This window comes from Bacillus cihuensis, assembly GCF_000504145.1.
GTDB lineage: Bacteria > Bacillota > Bacilli > Bacillales > DSM-1321 > Peribacillus > Peribacillus huizhouensis.
In genome coordinates this window covers 109,568-131,941 of record NZ_KI632497.1, presented here as the reverse complement: position 1 = coordinate 131,941, position 22,374 = coordinate 109,568, and the positions used below count along the sequence as shown (strand labels likewise).

Below are 22,374 nucleotides of genomic sequence, written 5' to 3'. Positions count from 1 at the left end.
TGCGTTAACATGAGTAAAATTAAAGTATTAATCGTCGACGATTCTGCTTTTATGAGGAAGCTTATTAGTGAATTTTTAGCAGAAGATAGCAGGATTGAAGTAATTGGAACAGCAAGAAATGGTCGGGATGCTGTTCAAAAAATTGAGAAAGAAAAACCAGATGTTATCACATTAGATGTTGAAATGCCTATCATGGACGGACTCGAGGCTTTACGTATTATTATGAAACAAACGCCAACTGCTGTCATTATGCTCTCTAGCACGACAAAAGAAGGTGCTGATAGTACGTTAAAAGCAATGGAAATAGGTGCTGTTGACTTTATTGCAAAGCCATCAGGTGCTATCTCACTCGATTTATATAAAATAAAAACAGATTTAATCAACAAAATTGTCGCTGCAAGTAAAACTAATGTATCGAAGTTGCAAAATAATCCCTTAAATATTGAAATTATCCAAGGAAATTCCGATAATTATAGTAAAATAGAACCAGTTCATAATAATAATTTGAGTCCACAAATAAGCGAAAAGACGCCATTTGCGAAAAAAATGATTGTAATTGGAACTTCTACTGGGGGTCCTAGAGCATTGCAAACTGTTTTAACTCAACTTCCTAAAAATATTGAGGCACCTATATTAATTGTACAGCATATGCCACCTGGCTTTACAAAATCACTTGCGAATCGCCTTAACACTTTATCGGAAATTACCGTCAAGGAGGCAGAGGATGGAGAGATTTTAAAAAAAGGAACCGCTTATATTGCAAAGGGAGGCTATCATTTAAAAATAAAAAAAGTTGGGATGAGTTTGGCAATTCAAACGGATCAATCCCCGTTAAGAAATGGGCATCGTCCTTCGGTTGACGTATTATTTGAATCAGCAAGCCAAATTATTGATGTTGAAAAGGTTGCGGTTGTTATGACAGGAATGGGCATAGATGGTGCCAAAGGACTGACCGCTCTCAGTAAATCAGGTAGACTATCCGCGATTGCAGAATCAGAGAAAACATCCATTGTTTTCGGAATGCCTAAAGCGGCTATTGCGACTAATGTAATTAATAAAGTCGCTGATGTAGAAGATATTGCAAAAGCTATTGTGAATTATTGTTAATACGAAAGGCGGATTACTATGGATCTTAACCAATATTTAGAAGTATTTATTGAAGAAAGCAAGGAGCATCTGCAAACTTGTAGTGAACAGTTACTAGAACTTGAAAAACATCCTCAAGATTTAGGGATTGTAAATGAAATCTTTCGATCGGCGCATACGTTAAAAGGGATGTCTGCAACGATGGGATATGAAGATTTAGCCAATTTAACACACAAAATGGAGAATATCTTAGATGAAATTCGTAATGGAAAAATCCAGCTTTCTTCTGAAATATTTGATGTGATTTTTTTAGCGGTTGACGATTTAGAAGCGATGGTTATGAGCATTGCGGAAGGCGGGGACGGAAAAAGAAATGTAAGTGAGGTTGTTGCTAAATTAGAGATGGTTGAGAAAGGGGAGTCCCCGCTTTCAATCGGTGCAGCCGAAGCGGCTACAGCAGTTGAGATGCCAATTAGGGAATCTATTGAAAAAAGTGTTTATGATGAATTTGAGTTGACCGTTATACAGCAATCTAAAGAACAAGGGTTTGAAACTTATGAAATAAACGTAAGCTTGCGTGAGGATTGCCTTTTAAAAGGTGCTCGCGTGTTTATGGTATTCGAAGTGTTAGAGAAACTCGGAGAAGTTATTAAGTCAAATCCATCCGTTGATAAACTTGAAGAGGAACAATTTGATCAATCCTTTACTGTGACTGTCGTGTCGAAAGAGTCTGTGGAAGCTCTCCAGAAAAAAATTATGAAAGTTTCTGAGGTCGACAAAGTCATTGTTAGTAAATTAGATTTGTCCGAACTGAGATCAGCTATAAACGAAGAAGACGAACATAAAGTGAGCATGAATAAAGAGCATCAAAAAAGTAACAATGAACCGGTTGCTCCATCAATTGCTTCTAAAAATGAAAAAACGAATCAACCTGCTAGCAAGCAGCATAATAAAACAATCAGGGTTAATATTGATCGTCTTGATGTATTAATGAATCTGTTTGAAGAGCTAGTAATTGACCGGGGAAGATTAGAACAAATCTCGAAGGAATTAGAAAATACGGAATTAGACGAAACGGTTGAGAGAATGTCAAGGGTAACGGGAGACCTTCAAAATATTATCTTAAATATGAGAATGGTCCCAGTTGAAACAGTCTTTAACCGTTTTCCAAAAATGGTTCGTACTTTAACGAGGGATCTTCATAAAAAAGTGGTTTTAGAAATTCATGGTGCGGAAACTGAATTAGATCGTACTGTTATAGATGAAATTGGTGATCCAATTGTCCATTTACTTCGCAATGCGCTTGATCATGGAATCGAGATGCCAGAGGTACGAAAAGCGAACGGTAAACCTGAAGAGGGTACAGTTATGTTAAAGGCTTATCATAGTGGAAATCATGTATTCATCGAACTTAAAGATGATGGTGCAGGGATAAATCGGGACAAGGTATTGAAAAAAGCCATAACAAACCAAGTAATAACGGAACAACAAGCTGCAACACTTACTGATAAACAAGTTTATGAATTAATATTTGCTTCTGGCTTTTCTACAGCTGATCAAATATCAGACGTATCTGGACGTGGAGTAGGATTGGACGTAGTAAAAAGTACGATTGAAGCTCTTGGTGGTGTGGTTTCGATTGATTCTGTTGAAGGGAAAGGGTCTGATTTTCTCATCCAATTACCGCTTACGTTGTCGATTATTTCAGTTATGCTAGTTGAAATTCAACAGGAGAAATATGCGATTCCACTATCTTCAATTATTGAAACTGCAATTATCAATAAAACGGATATTATGAATGGTCATAATCAACAAGTGATTGATTTTAGAGGTAAGGTATTACCATTAATTTTCCTTAAAGAAATATTTGAAGTTCCTGAGACAATAGGAGATGACGGGTATTATTCCGTAATCATTGTTAGAAAAGGAGATAAAATGGCTGGTTTAGTTGTCGACTCTTTTATCGGTCAACAAGAAATTGTATTAAAATCTCTTGGTAACTATTTGTCCTCTGCTTTTGCAATATCTGGAGCTACTATTTTAGGTGACGGTCAAGTTGCTTTAATTATAGATTGTAACGCATTAATTAAGTAAAAAAATCCTAGTACACACAAGGTTTTTTTCTAGTAATGATTTAATTAGATGCATTTTGATTATAAAGAAGGCTTGACAATAATAGATTTAAATTGCTTTTAAATACTATACGAACTTATTTATATAAATAACTTAATCGTACTGCAGGCATGCCTAATCTCATAGATTAATAGCCTATCCGAGTTGCAGTCGTGTAGCTTGTTTTTAAAATAGATGATTGTGAAAAATGAAACATTCTTGATTTAACCTTATTTTCTTCGCAAGCTTGAAAAGGCACTGTCGCTTTTAACCTATGAATACATATATTTTAGGAGGTTCTTATATGGAAGCAATCGTCACTTCTGAGACGGTGAAAGTCATCGTTTTTCAAATTAAAGATAAGGAATATGTGATACCTGTCGCTAAAGTTCGTGGAATTGAGAAAATGATGCATATTACCCGAGTCCCAAGGTCATTACCATTTGTAAAAGGAGTGATCAATCTAAGGGGGGTAATTACACCAATTATTGATCTACGAGCTCGTTTCGAAATAGAAAAAGCAGCGTATGACGATCGAACAAGAATTATTATCGTAAGTTTGGATAATATGGAGGCTGGTTTAATCGTAGATTCTGCGAACGATGTATTGGATATTCCTGAGGCAAGCATAGAACCTCAGCCAGAAGTTATTGGCAATGTAGCGATGGAATATATTAGTGGAGTTGCCAAAGTTGAAAAAAGATTATTAACGTTGTTGAATCTTGATCAAATCCTTAATCAAGATGAAATAAATGACACAGTAGTTAAAGAAGCATAAAGCGATGTCCTATGTTGATAAAATAAACTCTGTTCATTTGGATATATTAAAAGAAATTGGGAATATCGGAGCTGGACATGCTGCTACCTCTCTATCTACCATACTTGATAGGAAAATGAATATGATTGTTCCGCGTGTGAGAATTCTATCAATTAATGAAATGATTGAACTTGCTGGTGGACCTGAAACTGTTGTTGCGAGCGTTTTTCTAAGAATTGAAGGGGAGGTACAAGGTAATATGTTCTTTATATTACCTTTAAAGCAGGCCGCCCACTTCATTGAACAAATGACAGGGACAGAAGTGTTTTCCTTTGATAATCTTCCCTATCCAGAATTAGCACTTTCTGCTTTATCGGAGTTAGGAAACATTCTTTCAGGTTCATATTTATCCTCTTTATCTGACTTTACGAAATTAAGCCTTTTTCCATCTGTCCCTGCTTTATGTATTGATATGGTCGGTGCGACAATCAGTTCCGGGTTGATTGAGTTATCTCAAGTAAGTGACTTTGTTATCGTTATTGAGACTGCGATTGGAGAAGCTGTAGAAAGTTCAACTTTCATTAATGGGCACTTCTTTTTTCTATTAGATCCCGATGCTTATGAAGTGGTTTTTAATTCATTGGGAGTACCATTACATGGTTGAACTATCCAATATTATTAAAGTAGGAATTGCTGATATGAATACTGTACAATCCCCGACTCTCATACGAACCTCAGGTCTTGGGTCATGCGTAGGCGTTATTGTATATGATCAATCTAAGGAGATCGCGGGTATGGCACATGTCATGCTTCCTGATTCTTCTTTATCAAAAACGGGGCAAATCAATCATGCAAAATATGCAGACACTGCAATTAAAGAATTAGTGGACAGAATCGTTCGAGATGGAGCTTCAATAAGAAACCTCAAGGCAAAAATTGCTGGTGGATCGCAAATGTTTCAGTTTTCTTCAGGCACAGATTTAATGAGGATAGGACCAAGAAATGTAGAAGCGGTAAAAAAAGAATTATTGGCGTTACGGATCCCAATTGTGGCAGAAGATGTTGGTGGAAATAGTGGTAGAACTATAGAATTTGATCCCAAAACAAGTTTGCTAAGCATAAGAACGGTAAATAAGGGAACTAAAGTATTGTAAAAGCAATCCTTAGTAGGTGTCTGATAAGGGTTTTAACCAACGTGTTGTAATGAGAAACGTCTCTGGTTGCCCAGCATAAGCACCTTTCATCATAATCAGATAATCATAGTTAAATTTTCACAATATGATGGATCTTTAGTTGAAGGCTATTATAGACGTCTGCCCTTTTTTGTAATAAGAAAGTATATGTTTTTTAAAGGGAGTGTCTAACCTTTCACTAGTTATCCTGTCTAATAGAGAAATAGAACATAGCTAACTTTTATTTTAATAACCAAGGACTGGTGACAGTTTTAAAGAACATGTTTGATAGCGTTAGGAGGAGGTCTCGTGTCTCAACTGACAACCGAGGAAGAACAGTTATATTGGAAATACTGGATTGAAAAAAAAGATCCCCAGGCAGGTGACATGCTAGTGAAAAGATACATACCGCTTGTATCCTTTCATGTTCAGAGAATTTCAGTTAACTTGCCAAAAAGCGTTAGCAGAGATGATGTGAGAAGTCTTGGAATGATGGGGTTGTTTGATGCACTAGAACGTTTTGATCCTAACCGGGATTTAAAATTTGACACCTATGCTTCATTCCGAATTCGTGGTGCTATTCTGGATGGGCTACGGAAAGAAGATTGGCTTCCTCGGAGTGTAAGAGAAAAGACAAAAAAAATTGAAGTGGTAGTGGAAAAATTAGAACAAAAGTATATGAGAAAAATTGGCGTAACAGAAATTGCTCATGAGTTAAATATTTCTGAGGAAGAAGTATATACAGTGATGAATGAGAATTTCTTTGCCAATGTATTGTCAATGGATGAAAACCCACAAGATCAAGACGATAAAGAAGGGCCGAGTCATTATATTAAAGATGAAATGACATTGATGCCAGAAGAACGATTGTTGAAAGAAGAATTGTATCAAGAACTGGCTACAGTCATTGCTACGTTAAATGAAAAAGAACAGCTTGTACTACAGCTTTTTTATAAAGAAGAGTTTACTTTAACAGAGATCGGTAAAGTAATGAGTTTATCAACATCAAGAATTTCACAAATTCATTCAAGAGCAATTTACAAACTCAGGACAATATTGCAAAATGCTATGCAGTAAACAAATAAGACCATGTCAATATAGTTTTATTCTCGAAAAGTGAGGATAGATGCTAAAGCCATATTATTGCGTAAAACTGGCACGAATTCTCGTATATCAATTTTGCTTGAAGTTGATTATTTAGTTTAAAGGAAGTACTCCAGGTACAAAGGAAACCCTATATAAAATGAAGAAGCGAATTAAAAAAATTCCTTTAAATAAATTAAAATTGTAAAAGAAACTAGGCAATCATCCTATATTAACAGTATCAACATTGACTATTTAGAATAAGAGGGATATTATGTCAGGTTTCATTATGTTTATTATGTTTATATTGAATATCTTTACGATTATGGCAATCATTGTTTTATATATGAGACAAAACAGGTTGGCAAATTTTGAAAGAGATCAAGAAAGAAAAGCCCGTGAAATGGAAGAAACCATGGCAACCTTTGTTTTAGCATTAAAAGAAGAAAATGATCGTTTAATTCATACGCTTTCTAATAATAATGTTGCTACAACTGAATTAAACGTTAATGAAAAAAATATCTCACGAAACAGTTCTGCTTCCTCTCAAACACAGGCTGTGGATCGTCCAAACAGACAAGTGGTGAAAGTAAAACAAGAGGATGCTTCGTCGTTAGAATTGCCAGACTTACCAATTAACGAAGATGATATACTTGAGATATCAAGAAAACCATTAGAACATGGAGATAATTATAAACAAAGTACATCTTTTCAAGAATCATTAAAACAAGAGCTAAAAAATCATGAACGACGGGCTAAGCCGACCCTTTCAGATCAAGTGAATAATTTGCTGCATGAGGGTTTAACCACTGAAGAAATCGCCAAAAAATTAAATAAAGGTAAAACAGAAATTGAGCTGTTAATAAGATTTAATAGATAACCGCGTAAATTGCTTGCTTGTATTTTATGACTATGCTATATTATTAACTGGTGTTAATACACACGTTTCGTGATCTAGTCAGTTGGTGCTGTTTCGACAGTTTCTGTCTGGAAATGATCGAAGCGGAGGACAAACAAACCATTTAGGAGGAACTAATAATGTCAGTAATTTCAATGAAACAATTGCTTGAAGCTGGTGTACACTTTGGACACCAAACACGTCGCTGGAACCCAAAAATGAAGAAGTATATCTTCACTGAGCGTAACGGTATCTACATCATCGATCTTCAAAAAACAGTGAAAAAAGTTGATGAAGCATACAATTTTGTTAAAGAATTAGCTGCTAACGGTGGAACAATTCTATTTGTTGGTACTAAAAAACAAGCTCAAGAGTCTGTTAAAGAAGAAGCAATCCGCTCTGGTATGTACTATGTTAACCAACGCTGGTTGGGTGGAACTTTAACAAACTTTGAAACAATTCAAAAACGTATTGCTCGTCTTAAAGAAATCGAAAAAATGGAAGAAAACGGAACATTCGAAGTACTTCCTAAAAAAGAAGTTATCCAACTTAAAAAAGAATGGGATCGCTTAGAAAAATTCCTAGGCGGTATTAAAGATATGAAAACTATCCCAGATGCGATTTTCATTATTGATCCACGTAAAGAACGTATCGCAGTTGCGGAAGCTCATAAATTGAACATCCCTCTAGTTGGTATTGTTGACACAAACTGTGATCCAGATGAGATCGATGTTGTCATCCCTGCTAACGATGATGCAATCCGTGCGGTTAAATTATTAACTGGTAAAATGGCAGATGCAATTCTTGAAGCTAAACAAGGCGAAGAAACTGCTGCAGAGCCAGCTAACGCTTAATTTGTATTAATAATACGACCGACGCTTAATTGCGCCAACTTAGTATGAAGGACAAACAATTTGATTCTAGATACACTGAATTAACAGGTGGCGGAGCGGAGTCAGATTTCGTAAATTTTACTCCTAAACAAATATGACACTAACAATGGTTGGACATAGATGTAATTCACGGAGCACCGTCCCCTTGTCCTTCATACAAAAAGGTGATAAGAGGATAATGCCTTTTATCACCTTTTTTTGGGATTACATATTGCGCTTAGCATTTGAACCCGAAATTACATTTTGTATTTAATTAGAGGAGGATTTTATTATGGCAATTAGTGCACAATTAGTAAAAGAATTGCGTGAAAAAACTGGTGCAGGTATGATGGACTGCAAAAAAGCGCTTGTTGAAACGAATGGAGATATGGAAAAAGCGATTGATTTCCTTCGTGAGAAAGGAATTGCAAAAGCGGCTAACAAAGGAGACCGTATTGCTGCTGAAGGATTAACTTCAATTATTGTAAATGGAAATGAAGCGGTAATCCTTGAAGTAAACTCAGAAACAGATTTCGTAGCAAAAAATGAAGGATTCCAATTGCTAGTAAAAGAATTGGGAGAACACTTACTTGCTAACAAACCAGCTACTGTAGAAGAAGCTCTTGAGCAAACAATTAACGGAGTAAAAGTTGCAGATCATATCAATACTGCTATTGCTAAAATCGGTGAAAAATTAACTTTACGTCGTTTTGAAGTTGTTACAAAAACAGATAATGGTGCATTTGGTGCATACCTCCATATGGGTGGTAGAATTAGTGTGCTTTCAGTTCTTGAAGGAACAACGGATGAAGAGGCTGCTAAAGACGTTTCAATGCATATTGCTGCTCTTAATCCGAAATATGTTTCTCGTGACCAAGTAGATGCATCTGAACTTGAGCGTGAGAAAGAAGTATTGACTCAACAAGCTCTAAATGAAGGAAAACCAGAAAAAATTGTTGCGAAAATGGTTGAAGGACGTATTAACAAATTTTACGAAGAAATTTGTGTTAATGAGCAAGCATTCGTTAAAAACCCTGACCAAAAGGTTGGACAATTTGTTGAAACAAAAGGTGGAAACATTAAATCATTCGTTCGTTTTGAAGTAGGCGAAGGAATTGAAAAACGTCAAGAAAACTTTGCTGATGAAGTAATGAGCCAAGTTAAAAAAGACTAATTTAAACGTGAATTGGTTAAATAGGGAACACAAATGTGTTCCCTATTTTTGAACCATAATCGAACAAAAGAGCGACTGCTTGAATATGGATACACCCATTAAGTGAACTATATTAAAGTTCCATGAAGTGTGAAAGATAATATGGAATTAGATTACATAGTTGGAGGTTCTACATGATCAACCCGAAATATAAACGAGTCGTATTAAAGCTAAGCGGTGAAGCACTAGCTGGTGCTGAAGGTTTTGGAATCAATCCAGCCGTCATTAAATCAATTGCAGAACAAGTAAAAGAAGTAGCTGAATTGGATGTTGAAGTGGCAGTAGTTGTTGGTGGCGGAAACATTTGGCGAGGCAAAATCGGAAGTGAAATGGGAATGGACCGTGCAAATGCCGATTACATGGGCATGCTTGCAACTGTCATGAATTCATTAGCACTTCAAGATAGCTTAGAACAGCTTGGGATTGAAACACGTGTTCAAACTTCAATTGAAATGAGACAAATTGCAGAACCTTATATTAGACGCCGTGCAATTAGACATCTTGAGAAAAAACGAGTCGTTATATTTGCTGCGGGAACCGGAAATCCTTACTTTTCTACAGACACAACCGCGGCTCTACGTGCGGCTGAGATTGAAGCTGAAGTCATTCTTATGGCGAAGAACAATGTTGATGGAGTATACAATGCAGACCCTGCTAAAGACAAAAATGCTGTAAAATATGATCAGCTATCCTATTTAGATGTGCTAAATGAAGGCTTGGAAGTTATGGACTCTACAGCTTCTTCACTTTGTATGGATAATAATATTCCGTTAATGGTCTTTTCTCTTATGGAAAAAGGAAATATTAAACGAGCTGTGATGGGCGAGTCGCTCGGAACGATTGTTAGGGGGAAATAAAATGGCAAAACAAGTTATTGATAATTCAAAAACGAAAATGGAAAAAGCAATTTCGGCTTATACGCGAGAATTGGCAAGTATCCGTGCTGGCCGTGCTAATGCTTCATTGTTAGATAGAATATCTGTTGAATATTACGGCGCACCAACTCCGATTAATCAAGTAGCAGGAATTTCTGTTCCTGAAGCAAGGCTTTTGGTTATCCAGCCTTATGACAAAACAATCTTAGGTGATATAGAAAAAGCGATTCTTAAGTCTGATCTTGGATTGAATCCTTCTAATGATGGATCAATCATTAGAATTGCTATTCCTGCGTTAACAGAAGAGCGCCGAAAAGAGCTTGTCAAAATGGTTCGTAAGGAAGCAGAAGAAGCCAAGATTGCAATTCGTAACATTCGCCGTGATGGAAATGACGATTTGAAAAAGCTTGAGAAAAACGGTGAAATTACTGAGGATGATTTACGTGGTTATTCCGATGATATCCAAAAAATCACAGATAGCCATATTAACAAAATTGAGGATATTACGAAAGACAAGGAAAAAGAAATTTTAGAAGTGTAATTTTGAATGATTAGCTATTTTTTTCATTTGGATATAGTTTAAAAACTATATTTACTATTAAATCAAAGTAATTAACAACCGCCGGACATTCTGTTCCATTCAATATCCCTGAATGATAATGTAATGTAGCTCAAGCAGAGTCTTCTTTATCATTTTACTTCAGGCATAGGGAATGGATTGGGCAGAATGATTTCGGCTTTTTTTTTGAAAAAATCTCTACATTCTGGTTGAACGAGAGTCAAACGGTTCATATTGAAAACAGAAGGATGAAAATGAGCTTGTATATTGTGTATAATACGAAGAGAGATTTTTTAAGAAATCGAGTGTTAGATCTTGGTTTGATGTTTTACTTAATCATTTTCGTCTAACCGGACAATCTTTTTCATATTAATAATAGGAGAAGTAGTCTTTTTTTGATATTATAATATAGATTCTGTCATTTTCATTTTCGACATAGTATATAGGAATGTGTAGAGAACAGCACTACCTGATGGGGGACAAAATATGTATTCAATATGGAAGCGTTTTGGAAAGAAAGATGCTTCTTCCGATTTAGCTCAAAGAATTCAACAAGTAAAAAAATCTTCGGTTCCTAAGCATATCGCAATTATCATGGATGGGAATGGACGTTGGGCTAAGAAACGTGCCTTACCGAGAATAGCTGGCCACCATGAAGGAATGAAGGTTGTACGGAAGATCACTAAACTTACAAGTGAGTTAAATGTTAGTATTTTAACGGTGTACGCTTTTTCCACTGAAAACTGGAAGCGCCCGAAAAGTGAAGTAGATTATATCATGAAATTGCCAGAAGAGTTTTTGGGAACATTTTTACCTGAACTTATCGCAAAGAATGTGAAGGTCGAGATGATGGGAGAAATCGAATTATTGCCAGAACATACAAAGCGGGCAATAAAGATGGCTATAGAAGAAACAAAGGATAATACTGGTCTTATCTTGAATTTCGCATTGAATTATGGCAGTCGTGCTGAAATATTAATGGCTGTTAATAAAACAATAGACGATGTTAAAAATGGTATCATTAATGAAAACATAAATGAAGAGCAATTTTCTAATTATTTAATGACCCGTGCACTGCCTGATCCTGACCTTTTGATTAGGACGAGCGGAGAAATTCGCTTAAGTAATTTCATGCTTTGGCAGGTTGCGTATTCAGAACTTTGGTTTACAGATGTTCTCTGGCCTGATTTTCGGGAAGAACATTTGTTGGATGCGGTAGAAGATTTTCAGAAGCGCACAAGAAGATTCGGCGGTGTCTAGTTAAGAAGGCGAGGAAAAGTGATTCATGAAGCAAAGAATTATTACGGGTATTATTGCAGCTGCTGTATTTTTATCCATCGTTATTTTAGGCAAGCTTCCATTTCTAATACTGGTTTATCTACTAGCTACGATTGGTTTATATGAATTGATTCGAATGAAAAAACTGCCGCTGAATTCATTTGCTTCAGTGATTTCGTTTGCAATGCTCTGGTTAATTCTAATCCCAGAACCCGTTAGCAGAATTTTGGCAGATACCGGATATGATAAAACGCAAATCGTTATCGGGGGAGTATTATTACTACTCATTTCTACTGTTATATCGAAAAATCGTTTTATGTTTGATGATGCAGGTTTTTTAGTAATATCCGTTATCTATATTGGTATGGGATTTTACTACTTATTTGAAACAAGAGATGTTAATGGTTTAACGTATATATTCTTTGCTCTATTTACGATTTGGGCAACGGATTCAGGTGCCTATTTTATTGGAAAATCAATGGGTAAACGGAAATTATGGCCTGAAATCAGTCCGAATAAAACAATCGGTGGTTTTATTGGCGGAATTATTTCTGCAATGGTTGTCGCGATTCTGTTTTCTATGTTATCTACGATTGATAAAACATTGATTCAGTTGATATTTATGAGTATTCTTATAGCAATTTTTGGTCAGCTAGGTGATCTTGTTCAATCAGCATATAAACGCCATTATGGTGTTAAAGATTCAGGCAATCTTTTGCCTGGTCATGGTGGGATATTAGATCGGTTTGATAGCTTGATTTTCATTTTACCGATTTTGCATTTTTTACAGATTCTCTAATGTTTGAATTGGTCTTAGGAGATGAATGACATTGAAATATATAAGTCTTTTAGGTGCATCTGGTTCGATTGGTCAGCAAACAGCGGATGTTGTTCGACAACATCCAGACCAATTTGAGATTGTCGCTTTTTCAGTTGGGAAAAATGTGGAACTAGCTAGAAAATATATTAGTGAGTTTCAACCAAGTTTAGTGTGTGTTCAAGCAAAGGAAGATGCTCAAACCTTACAATTAGAGTATACGGGAACAGGCATTCATTTTACATATGGTGATGAAGGGTTAATAGAAACTGCTGTTTTTGAAAAAGCAGATATTCTAGTGAATGCGGTCATTGGAAGCGTTGGTTTGTTTCCGACCCTTCAAGCGATCAAAGCAAAAAAAGATATTGCATTAGCAAATAAGGAAACGTTGGTGACAGCTGGACATTTAGTAATGGAAGAAGCGAGGAAAGCTGGCGTTAATCTACTTCCAGTTGATAGTGAACATTCAGCTATATTCCAGGCATTACAAGGTGAAAAAGAAAAAAATATTGAACGATTGATTATTACTGCTTCAGGAGGAAGTTTCAGAGACCGCTCTCGCGCGGAACTGATAGGAGTGACTGTAGATGAGGCACTTAACCATCCGAATTGGGCGATGGGTGCAAAAATTACAATTGACTCTGCTTCTATGATGAATAAAGGGCTTGAGGTAATCGAAGCCCATTGGTTGTTTAATCTTCCATATGAAAAAATTGAAGTTGTACTTCACAAAGAAAGCATCATCCATTCAATGGTGGAGTTTCATGATTCTAGTGTTATCGCGCAACTAGGAACACCAGACATGAGAGTACCCATTCAGTATGCTCTTACTTATCCTGATCGCTTACCCTTGTCAACAAGTCATCGATTAAACTTGGCAGAGATAGGAATGCTACATTTCGCGGAGATGGATTTTAATCGTTTTCCATGTTTGCAATTTGCTTATGAAGCAGGTAAAATAGGCGGAACAATGCCAACTGTCCTAAACGCTGCCAATGAGGTTGCTGTTGCAGAATTTTTAAAAGGAAAAATTGCTTTCTTAGAAATCGAAACATACATTGAACAAGCGTTAAATCGTCATACTCCGATTGACAATCCAGATCTTACGACAATTCAAGAAGTGGATGCAAGTACACGAAAATTTATTCAAACATTACTGAAATAGAGGTGACATGCACGTGCAAACATTGCAAACTGTGATTTCCTTTATCGTTATTTTTGGAGCCCTTGTTTTCTTTCATGAACTGGGACATTTAGTATTTGCCAAGCGGGCAGGGATATTATGTAGGGAATTTGCAATTGGTTTCGGGCCGAAAGTATTCACCTATAAGAGGGCAGAAACCGTTTATACGATTAGACTTCTTCCTCTCGGCGGTTATGTTCGTATGGCGGGTGAAGATGCCGAAAATCCAGACATAAAGCCGGGATATCGTATAGGGTTAGTTACAGATGATAACAACCTAGTGAAGCAAATTGTCTTAAATAATAAAGATAAATATCCTGACATCCGTATTATCGAAGTGGAAGCAGCTGATCTTGAACATAAACTTCTTATTCAAGGGTATGAGGAAGGTGATGAGGGTGAATTAAAGTCCTTCCGCATTCATGAAGAAGCGGTTGTAGTAGAGGATGGCGTGGAGAATCAAATTGCTCCTTATGATCGACAATTTGTATCCAAATCACTCGGACATAGGACGATGACAATTTTTGCCGGTCCGATGATGAACTTTGTGTTGGCATTTGTTATCTTTGTTATGATTGGTTTATTTCAAGGGATTGCGGTCAATGAGCCAAGACTTGGTGAGTTAACAGATGATGGTTCGGCAATTGCTTCAGGGTTACAGGCTGGAGATGAAATTCAATCAATCAATGGAAATGAAGTCTCGACCTGGGAAGATGTTCAAGCAAATATTCAAAAACACCCCGGTAATGAAATCGATTTTGTAATCAAACGAGATGGACAGACACTATCCATTCCAGTCGTACCTAAAGAAGTTGATCGAGAAGGTGAGAAGATAGGTGTTATCGGAGTTTATGCTCCAGTAGAAAAATCACCGCTAAAGGCATTTTCATACGGATTAACAGAAACCTATCACTGGACTAAACAAATTTTTGTTATTCTTGGTCAATTAATTACAGGTGGATTTACACTGGATAGTCTATCTGGTCCTGTGGGGATATATAAATCCACTGAAGAAGTTGCTAAGTCAGGAATATTCATGTTAATGAAATGGGCAGGATTATTAAGTATTAACCTTGGTATTATGAATTTACTGCCATTACCAGCACTTGATGGCGGCAGGCTATTATTCTTCCTTGTAGAATTTCTACGCGGAAAGCCAATAGACCGTCAAAAAGAAGGTATTGTCCATTTTATTGGATTTGCGCTCTTGATGTTATTGATGATTATGGTTACATGGAATGACATCCAACGATTTTTCTTATAATTAAAACTTAAAAATTCTAATTTGTCCCACGCTTAACGGGCAGTAGGTCCCCCACCTCAAGCTTTTGAGGAACACAGAAGATAAGTAGGGGACAAACAAACTGCCCGTTAAGGTCCGATTGGTGAGATACAGTGAAACTTACCTTTATGGGTCTTCAAAGGTATAGTAGAACGGGACTAACAACCTGTGCGGGATAAAGAACCCCCACTGGTTGAAGTTTCACTTTATTGTATGAAATACTAAACAATCAAAAGACAATAGTGCATTTTGAAATTGTGCTGTTGTCTTTGTCACGTTCAGTAATTTAACTTCTCATTAATTTGAATTATACAAGATTCAATTCTATCGCATTAACCCGTTAGTAAGCCACCACCTCAAGGCTTAGATAAATCAAAGAAGTTGTAGGTGGGGGAAATAACTGACTAATCTAGTTGCGGCTCCTAGCACTACTTAAGGTCTTAAGTTGCAATACTCTGTGGCAAACTACGACACGCTATATCCCCATCTAATGCATGTCGGACTCTCACAGGATGTGAGTCACGCAGACGAGAGACTAAAGGACGTGGTGTTTTTTAGTCTGTGATTCATTGAAACAGGTTCGCAGTGTCGAATTATCGAAGATTTAGTGCCGGTGGAAGGGGACTAACAATCAGTGGGGTTGAAGAAAAACTGGCTGTTTGAAGTTTCACTTTATATGCTTTTATACGTGGATTTGCAGAATTTTCTCCTGTATAATTTGAATTAAGGGGATTTAGGCATGACTAATAAGGTTCCTATTTATAAATGAGGTGCAATGATGAAACAAAGTATGACGTTAATTCCAACATTAAGAGAAGTACCTGCAGATGCAGAGATTAAAAGTCACCAGCTTTTGCTTCGAGCAGGTTATATGAGGCAAAATTCTAGTGGTGTGTATAGCTTTCTCCCGTTAGGTAAAAAGGTGCTACAAAAGATAGAACAAATTGTACGTGAAGAAATGGATAATGCAGGGGCAGTAGAGCTATTAATGCCTGCACTTCAGCAAGCAGAATTTTGGCAAGAATCCGGCCGTTGGTATACATATGGCCCAGAACTTATGAGATTAAAAGATCGTCATGATCGTGAATTTGCTCTTGGTGCAACACATGAAGAAGTAATCACGAGCCTAGTTCGCGATGAAATTAAATCTTATAAGCGTCTTCCGTTAACTGTATATCAAATCCAGACGAAATTTCGGGATGAAAAAAGGCCGCGTTTCGGATTACTACGTGGACGCGAATTTATCATGAAAGATGCATATTCTTTCCACTCTAATCAGGAAAGTTTAGATGCGGTGTATCAACGTTTGTTCACTGCCTACTCAAATGTATTTAGTAGATGCGGATTGGATTTCCGAGCAGTTATTGCGGACTCAGGTGCAATGGGTGGGAAAGACACGCATGAATTTATGGTCCTTTCTGACGTAGGCGAAGATACGATTGCCTACTCTGACAGCTCGGATTATGCAGCTAATATTGAAATGGCTCCAGTACTAATAGAAGAAGTTAAAAACAATGAACCGGCAAAAGATTTAGAAAAAGTAGAGACAATCGGCAAAAAAACGATTGAAGAAGTTGCTAGTTTCCTTCAAACTGATGCCAAAACATGTATAAAATCACTTCTATTTAAAGTAGACGAAAAGTTTGTATTGGTATTAGTTCGTGGTGATCATGAAGTGAATGATATTAAATTAAAAAACATCTACGGTGCAGCAAATGTGGAGCTTGCTTCTGCTGTAGACACGAAAGAAATACTAGGTTGTGCTGTTGGTTCACTTGGACCAATTAAATCCGCTGCAAATGTGGAAGTGATTGCAGATCAAGCTGTTGAAGGATTAGTCAATGCGGTTTGTGGTGCTAACGAAGAGGATTACCATTATGTGAATGTAAATCCTGGTCGCGATTTTTCAGTATCTCAATATGCGGATATTCGCTTTATTCAAGAAGGGGACAAATCTCCAGACGGAAATGGATATATTAAATTTGCAAAAGGTATCGAAGTTGGACATGTTTTCAAACTTGGAACAAGGTATAGTGAAGCGATGAATGCTGTTTACTTGGATGAAAACGGCCGTAATCAACCAATGATTATGGGATGCTATGGAATTGGTGTTTCTCGGACGCTTGCTGCAGTTGCAGAGCAGTTTAATGATGAAAAAGGTCTCTTATGGCCAACCAATTTAGCTCCATATCAAATTCACTTGATCCCTGTTAATATGAAGGATGAAAGTCAAGCTGCTCTTGCTGAAGAATTGTATAGCTCCTTGAAAAAACAAGGCTATGATGTGCTTATGGATGACCGTCAAGAGCGCCCTGGAGTCAAATTTGCTGACTCGGATTTAATGGGACTTCCAGTTCGAATTACAGTTGGCAAGAAAGCATCTGAAGGTATCATCGAAGTGAAAATTAGAAGATCAGGTGAAATACTGGAAATCGGTACAGATGCTTTAGTGGAAACTTTGTCTGAAATTCTAAGCAAATAATAAAAATAGAGCTTTAAATGAGGGTGTCTCATAAGGGTCTGACCTCGCACTCTAAATCAGTATCTAGTGTTTTATACACGAATCTTATACTGCATTTAGTTGTTGCGGAGTCTGGCCCTTTGCTTTGGGATACCTCTTTTTCTATGTACTAAAAACGATTGGAAAAACGAATTAAACATAGAAATAAACGATAATCTTACAAAGAAATAATGGGGAAGTATAATCAGAGTTTTAGATCCTAAATAATAATAACTATATTCTTGTTATGGTATAATTACCTCTGTTACATTTCGAACATGAAGGCCTCGGGCCGTTTCTTTATATTGAAATACGTAAGTGAAAGAAGGAGGATACAATTGAATCAACAAATGAACAACGGTCGAGAGAGATTTCAACTTTTGCTCAGGCAACTTGAGTTAACTGATGATGCAATTGTACAGTATTTCTATGGTGCGGAGATTGAGAAGCTATTGATTGAAAGGGAATCAAAGAGTTGGCATTTTGTTTTCAAACTTGAAGAATTAATTCCTTCAAGTATCCATGCAAAATTTTCTCATCAGCTTGGAAGTACATTTGCTCACATTGCTAAAGTATCATTTAGCTTTAGTGTGCTTCAACCAAAGGTTACGGAAGAATTAGTAAAGGAATACTGGAAAAACTGTTTAAGTGAACTTCAAGGGATTTCCCCAGCATTGCTCTCGCTTTTAAATGAGCAAGAGCCAAGAATTGTAGGTCATCGCATTATTGTTTCTGCTCGCAACGAAGCAGAAGCAGGGCAATTAAAGAAAAAGTATTCAAGTTTAATTTCTAATACTTATCAAACATTGGGATTCCCTCCTATGTCACTTGAAGCAGAAGTAGCAGAAATTAACTCAAATAATGATTATCAGCAATTCTTAAGAGAAAAACAAAAAGAAGATGAAGAAAAAGGTTTGGCAGCACTGCTTGAAATGCAGAAGAAGGAAAGTGAAAAATCAGCAGAAGGTGCTCAATATGAAGGACCTGTTAAAATCGGCTATACAATTAAAGATGATGCTGATTTTAGACGTCTTGAACAAATCATTGAAGAAGAAAGAAGAATTGCGATTGAAGGCTATGTGTTCGATGCTGAAGTCAAAGAGCTTAGAAGCGGCAGAACATTACTCACTTTTAAAGTAACGGATTATACAAGCTCAATTATTGTGAAGGTGTTCTCTAGAGACAAAGAAGATGCAGCTATTTTGGCCAGAGTGAAAAAAGGCATGTGGGTTCGTGCTCAAGGAAGTATCCAAACGGATACTTTCATTCGTGATTTAGTTATGATGGCAAATGATATAAACGAAATTACGAAGCAAGGGCGTATCGACAAGGCGCCAGAAGGTGAGAAGCGGGTAGAACTCCATCTTCACACGCCAATGAGTCAAATGGATGCAGTCTCTCCGGTTTCTGCGCTCGTAACACAAGCGAAGAAATGGGGGCATCGAGCAATAGCGATAACGGATCATGGCGGTGTTCAATCATTTCCAGAAGCATTTAGTGCTGGAAAGAAAAATGATATTAAAATTCTTTATGGGGTAGAAGCGAATTTAGTCGATGACGGGGTGCCGATTGCCTATAACGATGCGCATCGTCTGCTCGAAGAAGATACGTATGTAGTGTTTGATGTTGAAACAACTGGTTTATCCGCTGTTTATGATACGATCATTGAGCTAGCAGCTGTGAAAATACAAAACGGTGAAATCATTGACCGCTTTGAATCATTTGCAAACCCACATCATCCTTTATCAGCGACGACCATTGATTTGACTGGTATTACGGATGACTTAGTAGAAAATGCTCCGGAAGTATCCGAAGTACTTGAGAACTTTCGAAATTGGACCGAAGATGCTATTTTAGTTGCTCATAATGCAAGCTTTGATATGGGATTTTTAAATGTCGGTTATAAAAAGATTGGGCATCCAAAAGCTACAAATCCTGTCATAGATACATTAGAATTAGGTCGCTTTCTATATCCTGAATTCAAAAATCATCGTTTGAATACGTTAGCTAAAAAGTTCGATATTGAACTGACCCAACATCATAGGGCCATTTATGATGCTGAAGCGACAGGATATTTACTATTAAAAATGCTAAAAGATGCAACGGAAAAAGAAATCCTTTATCATGACCAATTTAATGAGCATATGGGTGCAGGAAATGCATTTCAACGTTCAAGACCTTATCACTGCACACTCATCGCCCAGACCCAAGAGGGATTGAAGAATTTGTTTAAGCTTGTGTCTCTATCACATATCGATTATTTTTATCGAGTGCCTCGGATTCCACGATCAAAGCTGAAAAAGTTTCGTGAAGGAATTTTGATTGGTTCCGGATGTGATAAAGGTGAAGTGTTTGAGGGGATGATGCAGAAGGGATTCGATGAAGTTACCGAGATTGCCGAATTCTACGATTATCTCGAGGTTCATCCTAAAGATGTTTATCAACATATGATTGAAATGGAATATATTCGCGATGAAAAATCGTTGGAAGGAATTCTTACTAATATTGTGAAACTTGGGGAAAAGTTAGATAAACCCGTTGTTGCAACAGGTAATGTTCATTATCTTGAGCCGAATGATAAAATCTATCGCAAAATATTAGTAAACTCACAAGGTGGCGCCAATCCGCTAAATCGTCACAAATTGCCGGATGTTCATTTCCGAACGACGGATGAAATGTTGAAGAACTTTGAGTTTCTAGGTAAAGATCTTGCTCAGAAAATTGTTGTTGAAAACACGAATAAGATTGCAGACATGATTGACGATATTAAGCCGATTAAAGATGATCTGTATACACCGAAAATTGAAGGTGCAGATGATGAGATGCGAGAAATGAGCTATAGTATGGCACGAAGTATCTACGGCGATGAACTTCCTGAAATCGTAAAAGCGCGGCTTGAAAAAGAATTAACAAGTATCATCGGCCATGGTTTTGCTGTAATTTACTTAATTTCTCATAAGCTCGTAAAAAAATCTCTTGATGATGGCTATCTCGTTGGTTCACGGGGATCCGTTGGTTCATCGTTAGTTGCAACAATGACGGAAATTACCGAGGTCAATCCACTTCCACCACATTATGTTTGTCCAAACTGTAAAAAATCCGAGTTTTTCAATGATGGTTCAGTAAGTTCTGGATTTGACTTACCGGATAAAGACTGTCCAGACTGTGGTACAAGTTATAAAAAAGACGGCCAAGATATCCCGTTTGAAACCTTTCTAGGATTTAATGGAGATAAGGTACCCGATATCGATTTGAACTTTTCCGGTGAATACCAACCGAATGCTCATAACTATACAAAGGTATTATTTGGAGAAGATTATGTTTTTCGTGCTGGGACCATTGGTACGGTTGCTGAAAAGACCGCATACGGCTATGTAAAAGGATATTCTTCAGATAACAATCTTCATATGCGCGGTGCCGAAACCGATCGTCTTGTTGCTGGATGTACGGGCGTAAAAAGAACGAGTGGGCAGCATCCAGGAGGGATTATCGTAGTACCAAATTATATGGATATTTACGACTTTACACCTATCCAATTTCCAGCGGATGACCGTAATTCTGAATGGAAAACGACTCACTTTGATTTTCATTCTATTCATGATAATATTCTTAAACTTGATATTCTTGGACATGATGATCCTACAGTAATAAGAATGCTGCAAGATTTGAGCGGAATTGATCCAAAAACAGTACCAACTGATGATCCTGAAGTAATGAAAATATTCAGTGGAACAGAGTCGCTTGGGGTTACTGAAGACCAGATTATGTGTAAAACAGGAACGCTTGGCATTCCGGAATTCGGAACCCGATTTGTCCGTCAAATGCTTGAAGATACAAAACCAACGACATTCTCAGAACTAGTTCAGATTTCTGGATTATCACATGGTACCGATGTATGGCTTGGAAATGCACAAGAGCTGATTCATAACCGAATTTGTACACTAAGTGAAGTTATTGGCTGCCGGGATGATATTATGGTGTATTTAATTTATCAAGGTCTAGAACCTTCCCTTGCATTTAAAATTATGGAATCTGTTCGTAAAGGGAAAGGACTCACTGAAGAATTCGAAGCAAGCATGAGGGAAAATGAAGTTCCTGAATGGTATATTGATTCTTGTAAAAAAATAAAATATATGTTCCCGAAAGCTCACGCAGCTGCATATGTATTAATGGCAGTGCGAATCGCTTATTTCAAAGTACATTTGCCATTATTGTATTATGCAGCCTATTTCACTGTTAGAGCCGAAGATTTTGAAATCGAGGCTATGACAAGAGGTTCACAAGCCATTCGTTCAAAAGTAGAAGAAATAAATGCGAAAGGGCTTGATGCTTCAACCAAGGAAAAAAATACGCTGACAGTACTAGAATTAGCACTTGAAATGTGTGAACGGGGCTTCTCGTTCAGTAAAGTTGATTTGTATAAATCAAGTGCAGATGAGTTCCTTATTGAAGGGAAATCACTAATTCCGCCATTCAATTCCATTCCTGGACTTGGAACGAATGCAGCAATTAATATAGTTCGTGCCCGTGAAGTTGGAGAATTTCTTTCTAAAGAGGATCTGCAACAGCGTGGAAAGGTTTCAAAAACCATTCTAGAGTACTTGGATAAGCAAGGCTGCTTAGAATCATTGCCTGACCAAAACCAACTCTCTCTGTTCTGATAACCATACTTTGTTGTTGCAAATGA

General features: G+C 37.1%; 17 protein-coding genes. All 17 read left to right on the top strand.

Annotated elements, in window-relative coordinates; genetic code table 11:
- Positions 1-9 precede the first annotated feature (9 nt).
- The 17 genes from V179_RS0118850 to V179_RS0118770 all read left to right on the top strand — a co-directional run bounded on the left by V179_RS0118850 (position 10) and on the right by V179_RS0118770 (position 22,348).
- The gene (locus tag V179_RS0118850; protein WP_028392833.1) at positions 10-1,107 is read left to right on the top strand and encodes a protein-glutamate methylesterase/protein-glutamine glutaminase; all 1,098 of its coding nucleotides are present in this window, start codon (positions 10-12) and stop codon (positions 1,105-1,107) included.
- Positions 1,108-1,125: 18 nt separating this feature from the next.
- Positions 1,126-3,180, top strand: a complete 2,055-nt coding sequence (locus V179_RS0118845; protein WP_028392832.1) for a chemotaxis protein CheA — start codon at positions 1,126-1,128, stop codon at positions 3,178-3,180.
- Between the two features lie 322 nt (positions 3,181-3,502).
- Positions 3,503-3,976 (top strand): chemotaxis protein CheW, encoded by a 474-nt coding sequence (locus tag V179_RS0118840; protein ID WP_028392831.1) that lies wholly within the window; start codon positions 3,503-3,505, stop codon positions 3,974-3,976.
- A 4-nt stretch (positions 3,977-3,980) separates the two neighbouring features.
- Positions 3,981-4,619: a chemotaxis protein CheC gene (locus V179_RS0118835; RefSeq protein WP_028392830.1), complete on the top strand. Its 639-nt coding sequence runs from the start codon at positions 3,981-3,983 to the stop codon at positions 4,617-4,619.
- Positions 4,612-5,109 (top strand): chemotaxis protein CheD, encoded by a 498-nt coding sequence (locus V179_RS0118830; RefSeq protein WP_028392829.1) that lies wholly within the window; start codon positions 4,612-4,614, stop codon positions 5,107-5,109. Before V179_RS0118835 ends, V179_RS0118830 begins: the two co-directional genes overlap by 8 nt.
- A 327-nt stretch (positions 5,110-5,436) precedes the next feature.
- Entirely contained in the window at positions 5,437-6,204 is a 768-nt protein-coding gene (locus V179_RS0118825) for a FliA/WhiG family RNA polymerase sigma factor (RefSeq protein WP_028392828.1), read from the top strand.
- A 280-nt stretch (positions 6,205-6,484) separates the two neighbouring features.
- Entirely contained in the window at positions 6,485-7,090 is a 606-nt protein-coding gene (locus tag V179_RS0118820) for a hypothetical protein (protein WP_028392827.1), read from the top strand.
- A gap of 158 nt (positions 7,091-7,248) precedes the next feature.
- Positions 7,249-7,962 (top strand): 30S ribosomal protein S2, encoded by a 714-nt coding sequence (gene rpsB / locus V179_RS0118815; protein WP_028392826.1) that lies wholly within the window; start codon positions 7,249-7,251, stop codon positions 7,960-7,962.
- Positions 7,963-8,272: 310 nt separating this feature from the next.
- Positions 8,273-9,154 carry a translation elongation factor Ts gene (gene tsf / locus V179_RS0118810; protein ID WP_028392825.1) on the top strand — a complete coding sequence of 294 codons (882 nt, stop codon included), beginning with the start codon at positions 8,273-8,275 and terminating at the stop codon, positions 9,152-9,154.
- Positions 9,155-9,327: 173 nt separating this feature from the next.
- On the top strand, positions 9,328-10,050 hold the full coding sequence (gene pyrH, locus V179_RS0118805) for a UMP kinase (protein ID WP_028392824.1): 723 nt from the start codon (positions 9,328-9,330) through the stop codon (positions 10,048-10,050).
- A 1-nt stretch (position 10,051) separates the two neighbouring features.
- The gene (frr, locus tag V179_RS0118800; RefSeq protein ID WP_028392823.1) at positions 10,052-10,609 is read left to right on the top strand and encodes a ribosome recycling factor; all 558 of its coding nucleotides are present in this window, start codon (positions 10,052-10,054) and stop codon (positions 10,607-10,609) included.
- Between the two features lie 504 nt (positions 10,610-11,113).
- Positions 11,114-11,887: an isoprenyl transferase gene (locus V179_RS0118795; protein WP_034302016.1), complete on the top strand. Its 774-nt coding sequence runs from the start codon at positions 11,114-11,116 to the stop codon at positions 11,885-11,887.
- A 25-nt stretch (positions 11,888-11,912) separates the two neighbouring features.
- Positions 11,913-12,704: a phosphatidate cytidylyltransferase gene (locus V179_RS0118790; RefSeq protein WP_028392821.1), complete on the top strand. Its 792-nt coding sequence runs from the start codon at positions 11,913-11,915 to the stop codon at positions 12,702-12,704.
- 31 nt (positions 12,705-12,735) lie between these two features.
- Complete coding sequence (locus V179_RS0118785) at positions 12,736-13,887, top strand: 1-deoxy-D-xylulose-5-phosphate reductoisomerase (protein ID WP_028392820.1); 1,152 nt, start codon at positions 12,736-12,738, stop codon at positions 13,885-13,887.
- A 22-nt stretch (positions 13,888-13,909) separates the two neighbouring features.
- Positions 13,910-15,169, top strand: a complete 1,260-nt coding sequence (gene rseP / locus V179_RS0118780; protein WP_028392819.1) for an RIP metalloprotease RseP — start codon at positions 13,910-13,912, stop codon at positions 15,167-15,169.
- Positions 15,170-15,965: 796 nt separating this feature from the next.
- The gene (locus V179_RS0118775) at positions 15,966-17,669 is read left to right on the top strand and encodes a proline--tRNA ligase (RefSeq protein WP_028392818.1); all 1,704 of its coding nucleotides are present in this window, start codon (positions 15,966-15,968) and stop codon (positions 17,667-17,669) included.
- Positions 17,670-18,037: 368 nt separating this feature from the next.
- Positions 18,038-22,348 (top strand): PolC-type DNA polymerase III, encoded by a 4,311-nt coding sequence (locus V179_RS0118770; protein ID WP_034302180.1) that lies wholly within the window; start codon positions 18,038-18,040, stop codon positions 22,346-22,348.
- Positions 22,349-22,374: the final 26 nt, after the last annotated feature.

Excerpts from the sequence above, each read along its gene's own strand:
- V179_RS0118850 (WP_028392833.1), top strand. The coding sequence starts at position 10 with ATGAGTAAAATTAAAGTATTAATCGTCGACGATTCTGCTTTTATGAGG.
- V179_RS0118845 (WP_028392832.1), top strand. The coding sequence starts at position 1,126 with ATGGATCTTAACCAATATTTAGAAGTATTTATTGAAGAAAGCAAGGAG.
- V179_RS0118840 (WP_028392831.1), top strand. The coding sequence starts at position 3,503 with ATGGAAGCAATCGTCACTTCTGAGACGGTGAAAGTCATCGTTTTTCAA.
- V179_RS0118835 (WP_028392830.1), top strand. The coding sequence starts at position 3,981 with ATGTCCTATGTTGATAAAATAAACTCTGTTCATTTGGATATATTAAAA.
- V179_RS0118830 (WP_028392829.1), top strand. The coding sequence starts at position 4,612 with ATGGTTGAACTATCCAATATTATTAAAGTAGGAATTGCTGATATGAAT.
- V179_RS0118820 (WP_028392827.1), top strand. The coding sequence starts at position 6,485 with ATGTCAGGTTTCATTATGTTTATTATGTTTATATTGAATATCTTTACG.
- rpsB (WP_028392826.1), top strand. The coding sequence starts at position 7,249 with ATGTCAGTAATTTCAATGAAACAATTGCTTGAAGCTGGTGTACACTTT.
- tsf (WP_028392825.1), top strand. The coding sequence starts at position 8,273 with ATGGCAATTAGTGCACAATTAGTAAAAGAATTGCGTGAAAAAACTGGT.
- pyrH (WP_028392824.1), top strand. The coding sequence starts at position 9,328 with ATGATCAACCCGAAATATAAACGAGTCGTATTAAAGCTAAGCGGTGAA.
- frr (WP_028392823.1), top strand. The coding sequence starts at position 10,052 with ATGGCAAAACAAGTTATTGATAATTCAAAAACGAAAATGGAAAAAGCA.
- V179_RS0118795 (WP_034302016.1), top strand. The coding sequence starts at position 11,114 with ATGTATTCAATATGGAAGCGTTTTGGAAAGAAAGATGCTTCTTCCGAT.
- V179_RS0118790 (WP_028392821.1), top strand. The coding sequence starts at position 11,913 with ATGAAGCAAAGAATTATTACGGGTATTATTGCAGCTGCTGTATTTTTA.
- V179_RS0118775 (WP_028392818.1), top strand. The coding sequence starts at position 15,966 with ATGAAACAAAGTATGACGTTAATTCCAACATTAAGAGAAGTACCTGCA.
- V179_RS0118770 (WP_034302180.1), top strand. The coding sequence starts at position 18,038 with ATGAACAACGGTCGAGAGAGATTTCAACTTTTGCTCAGGCAACTTGAG.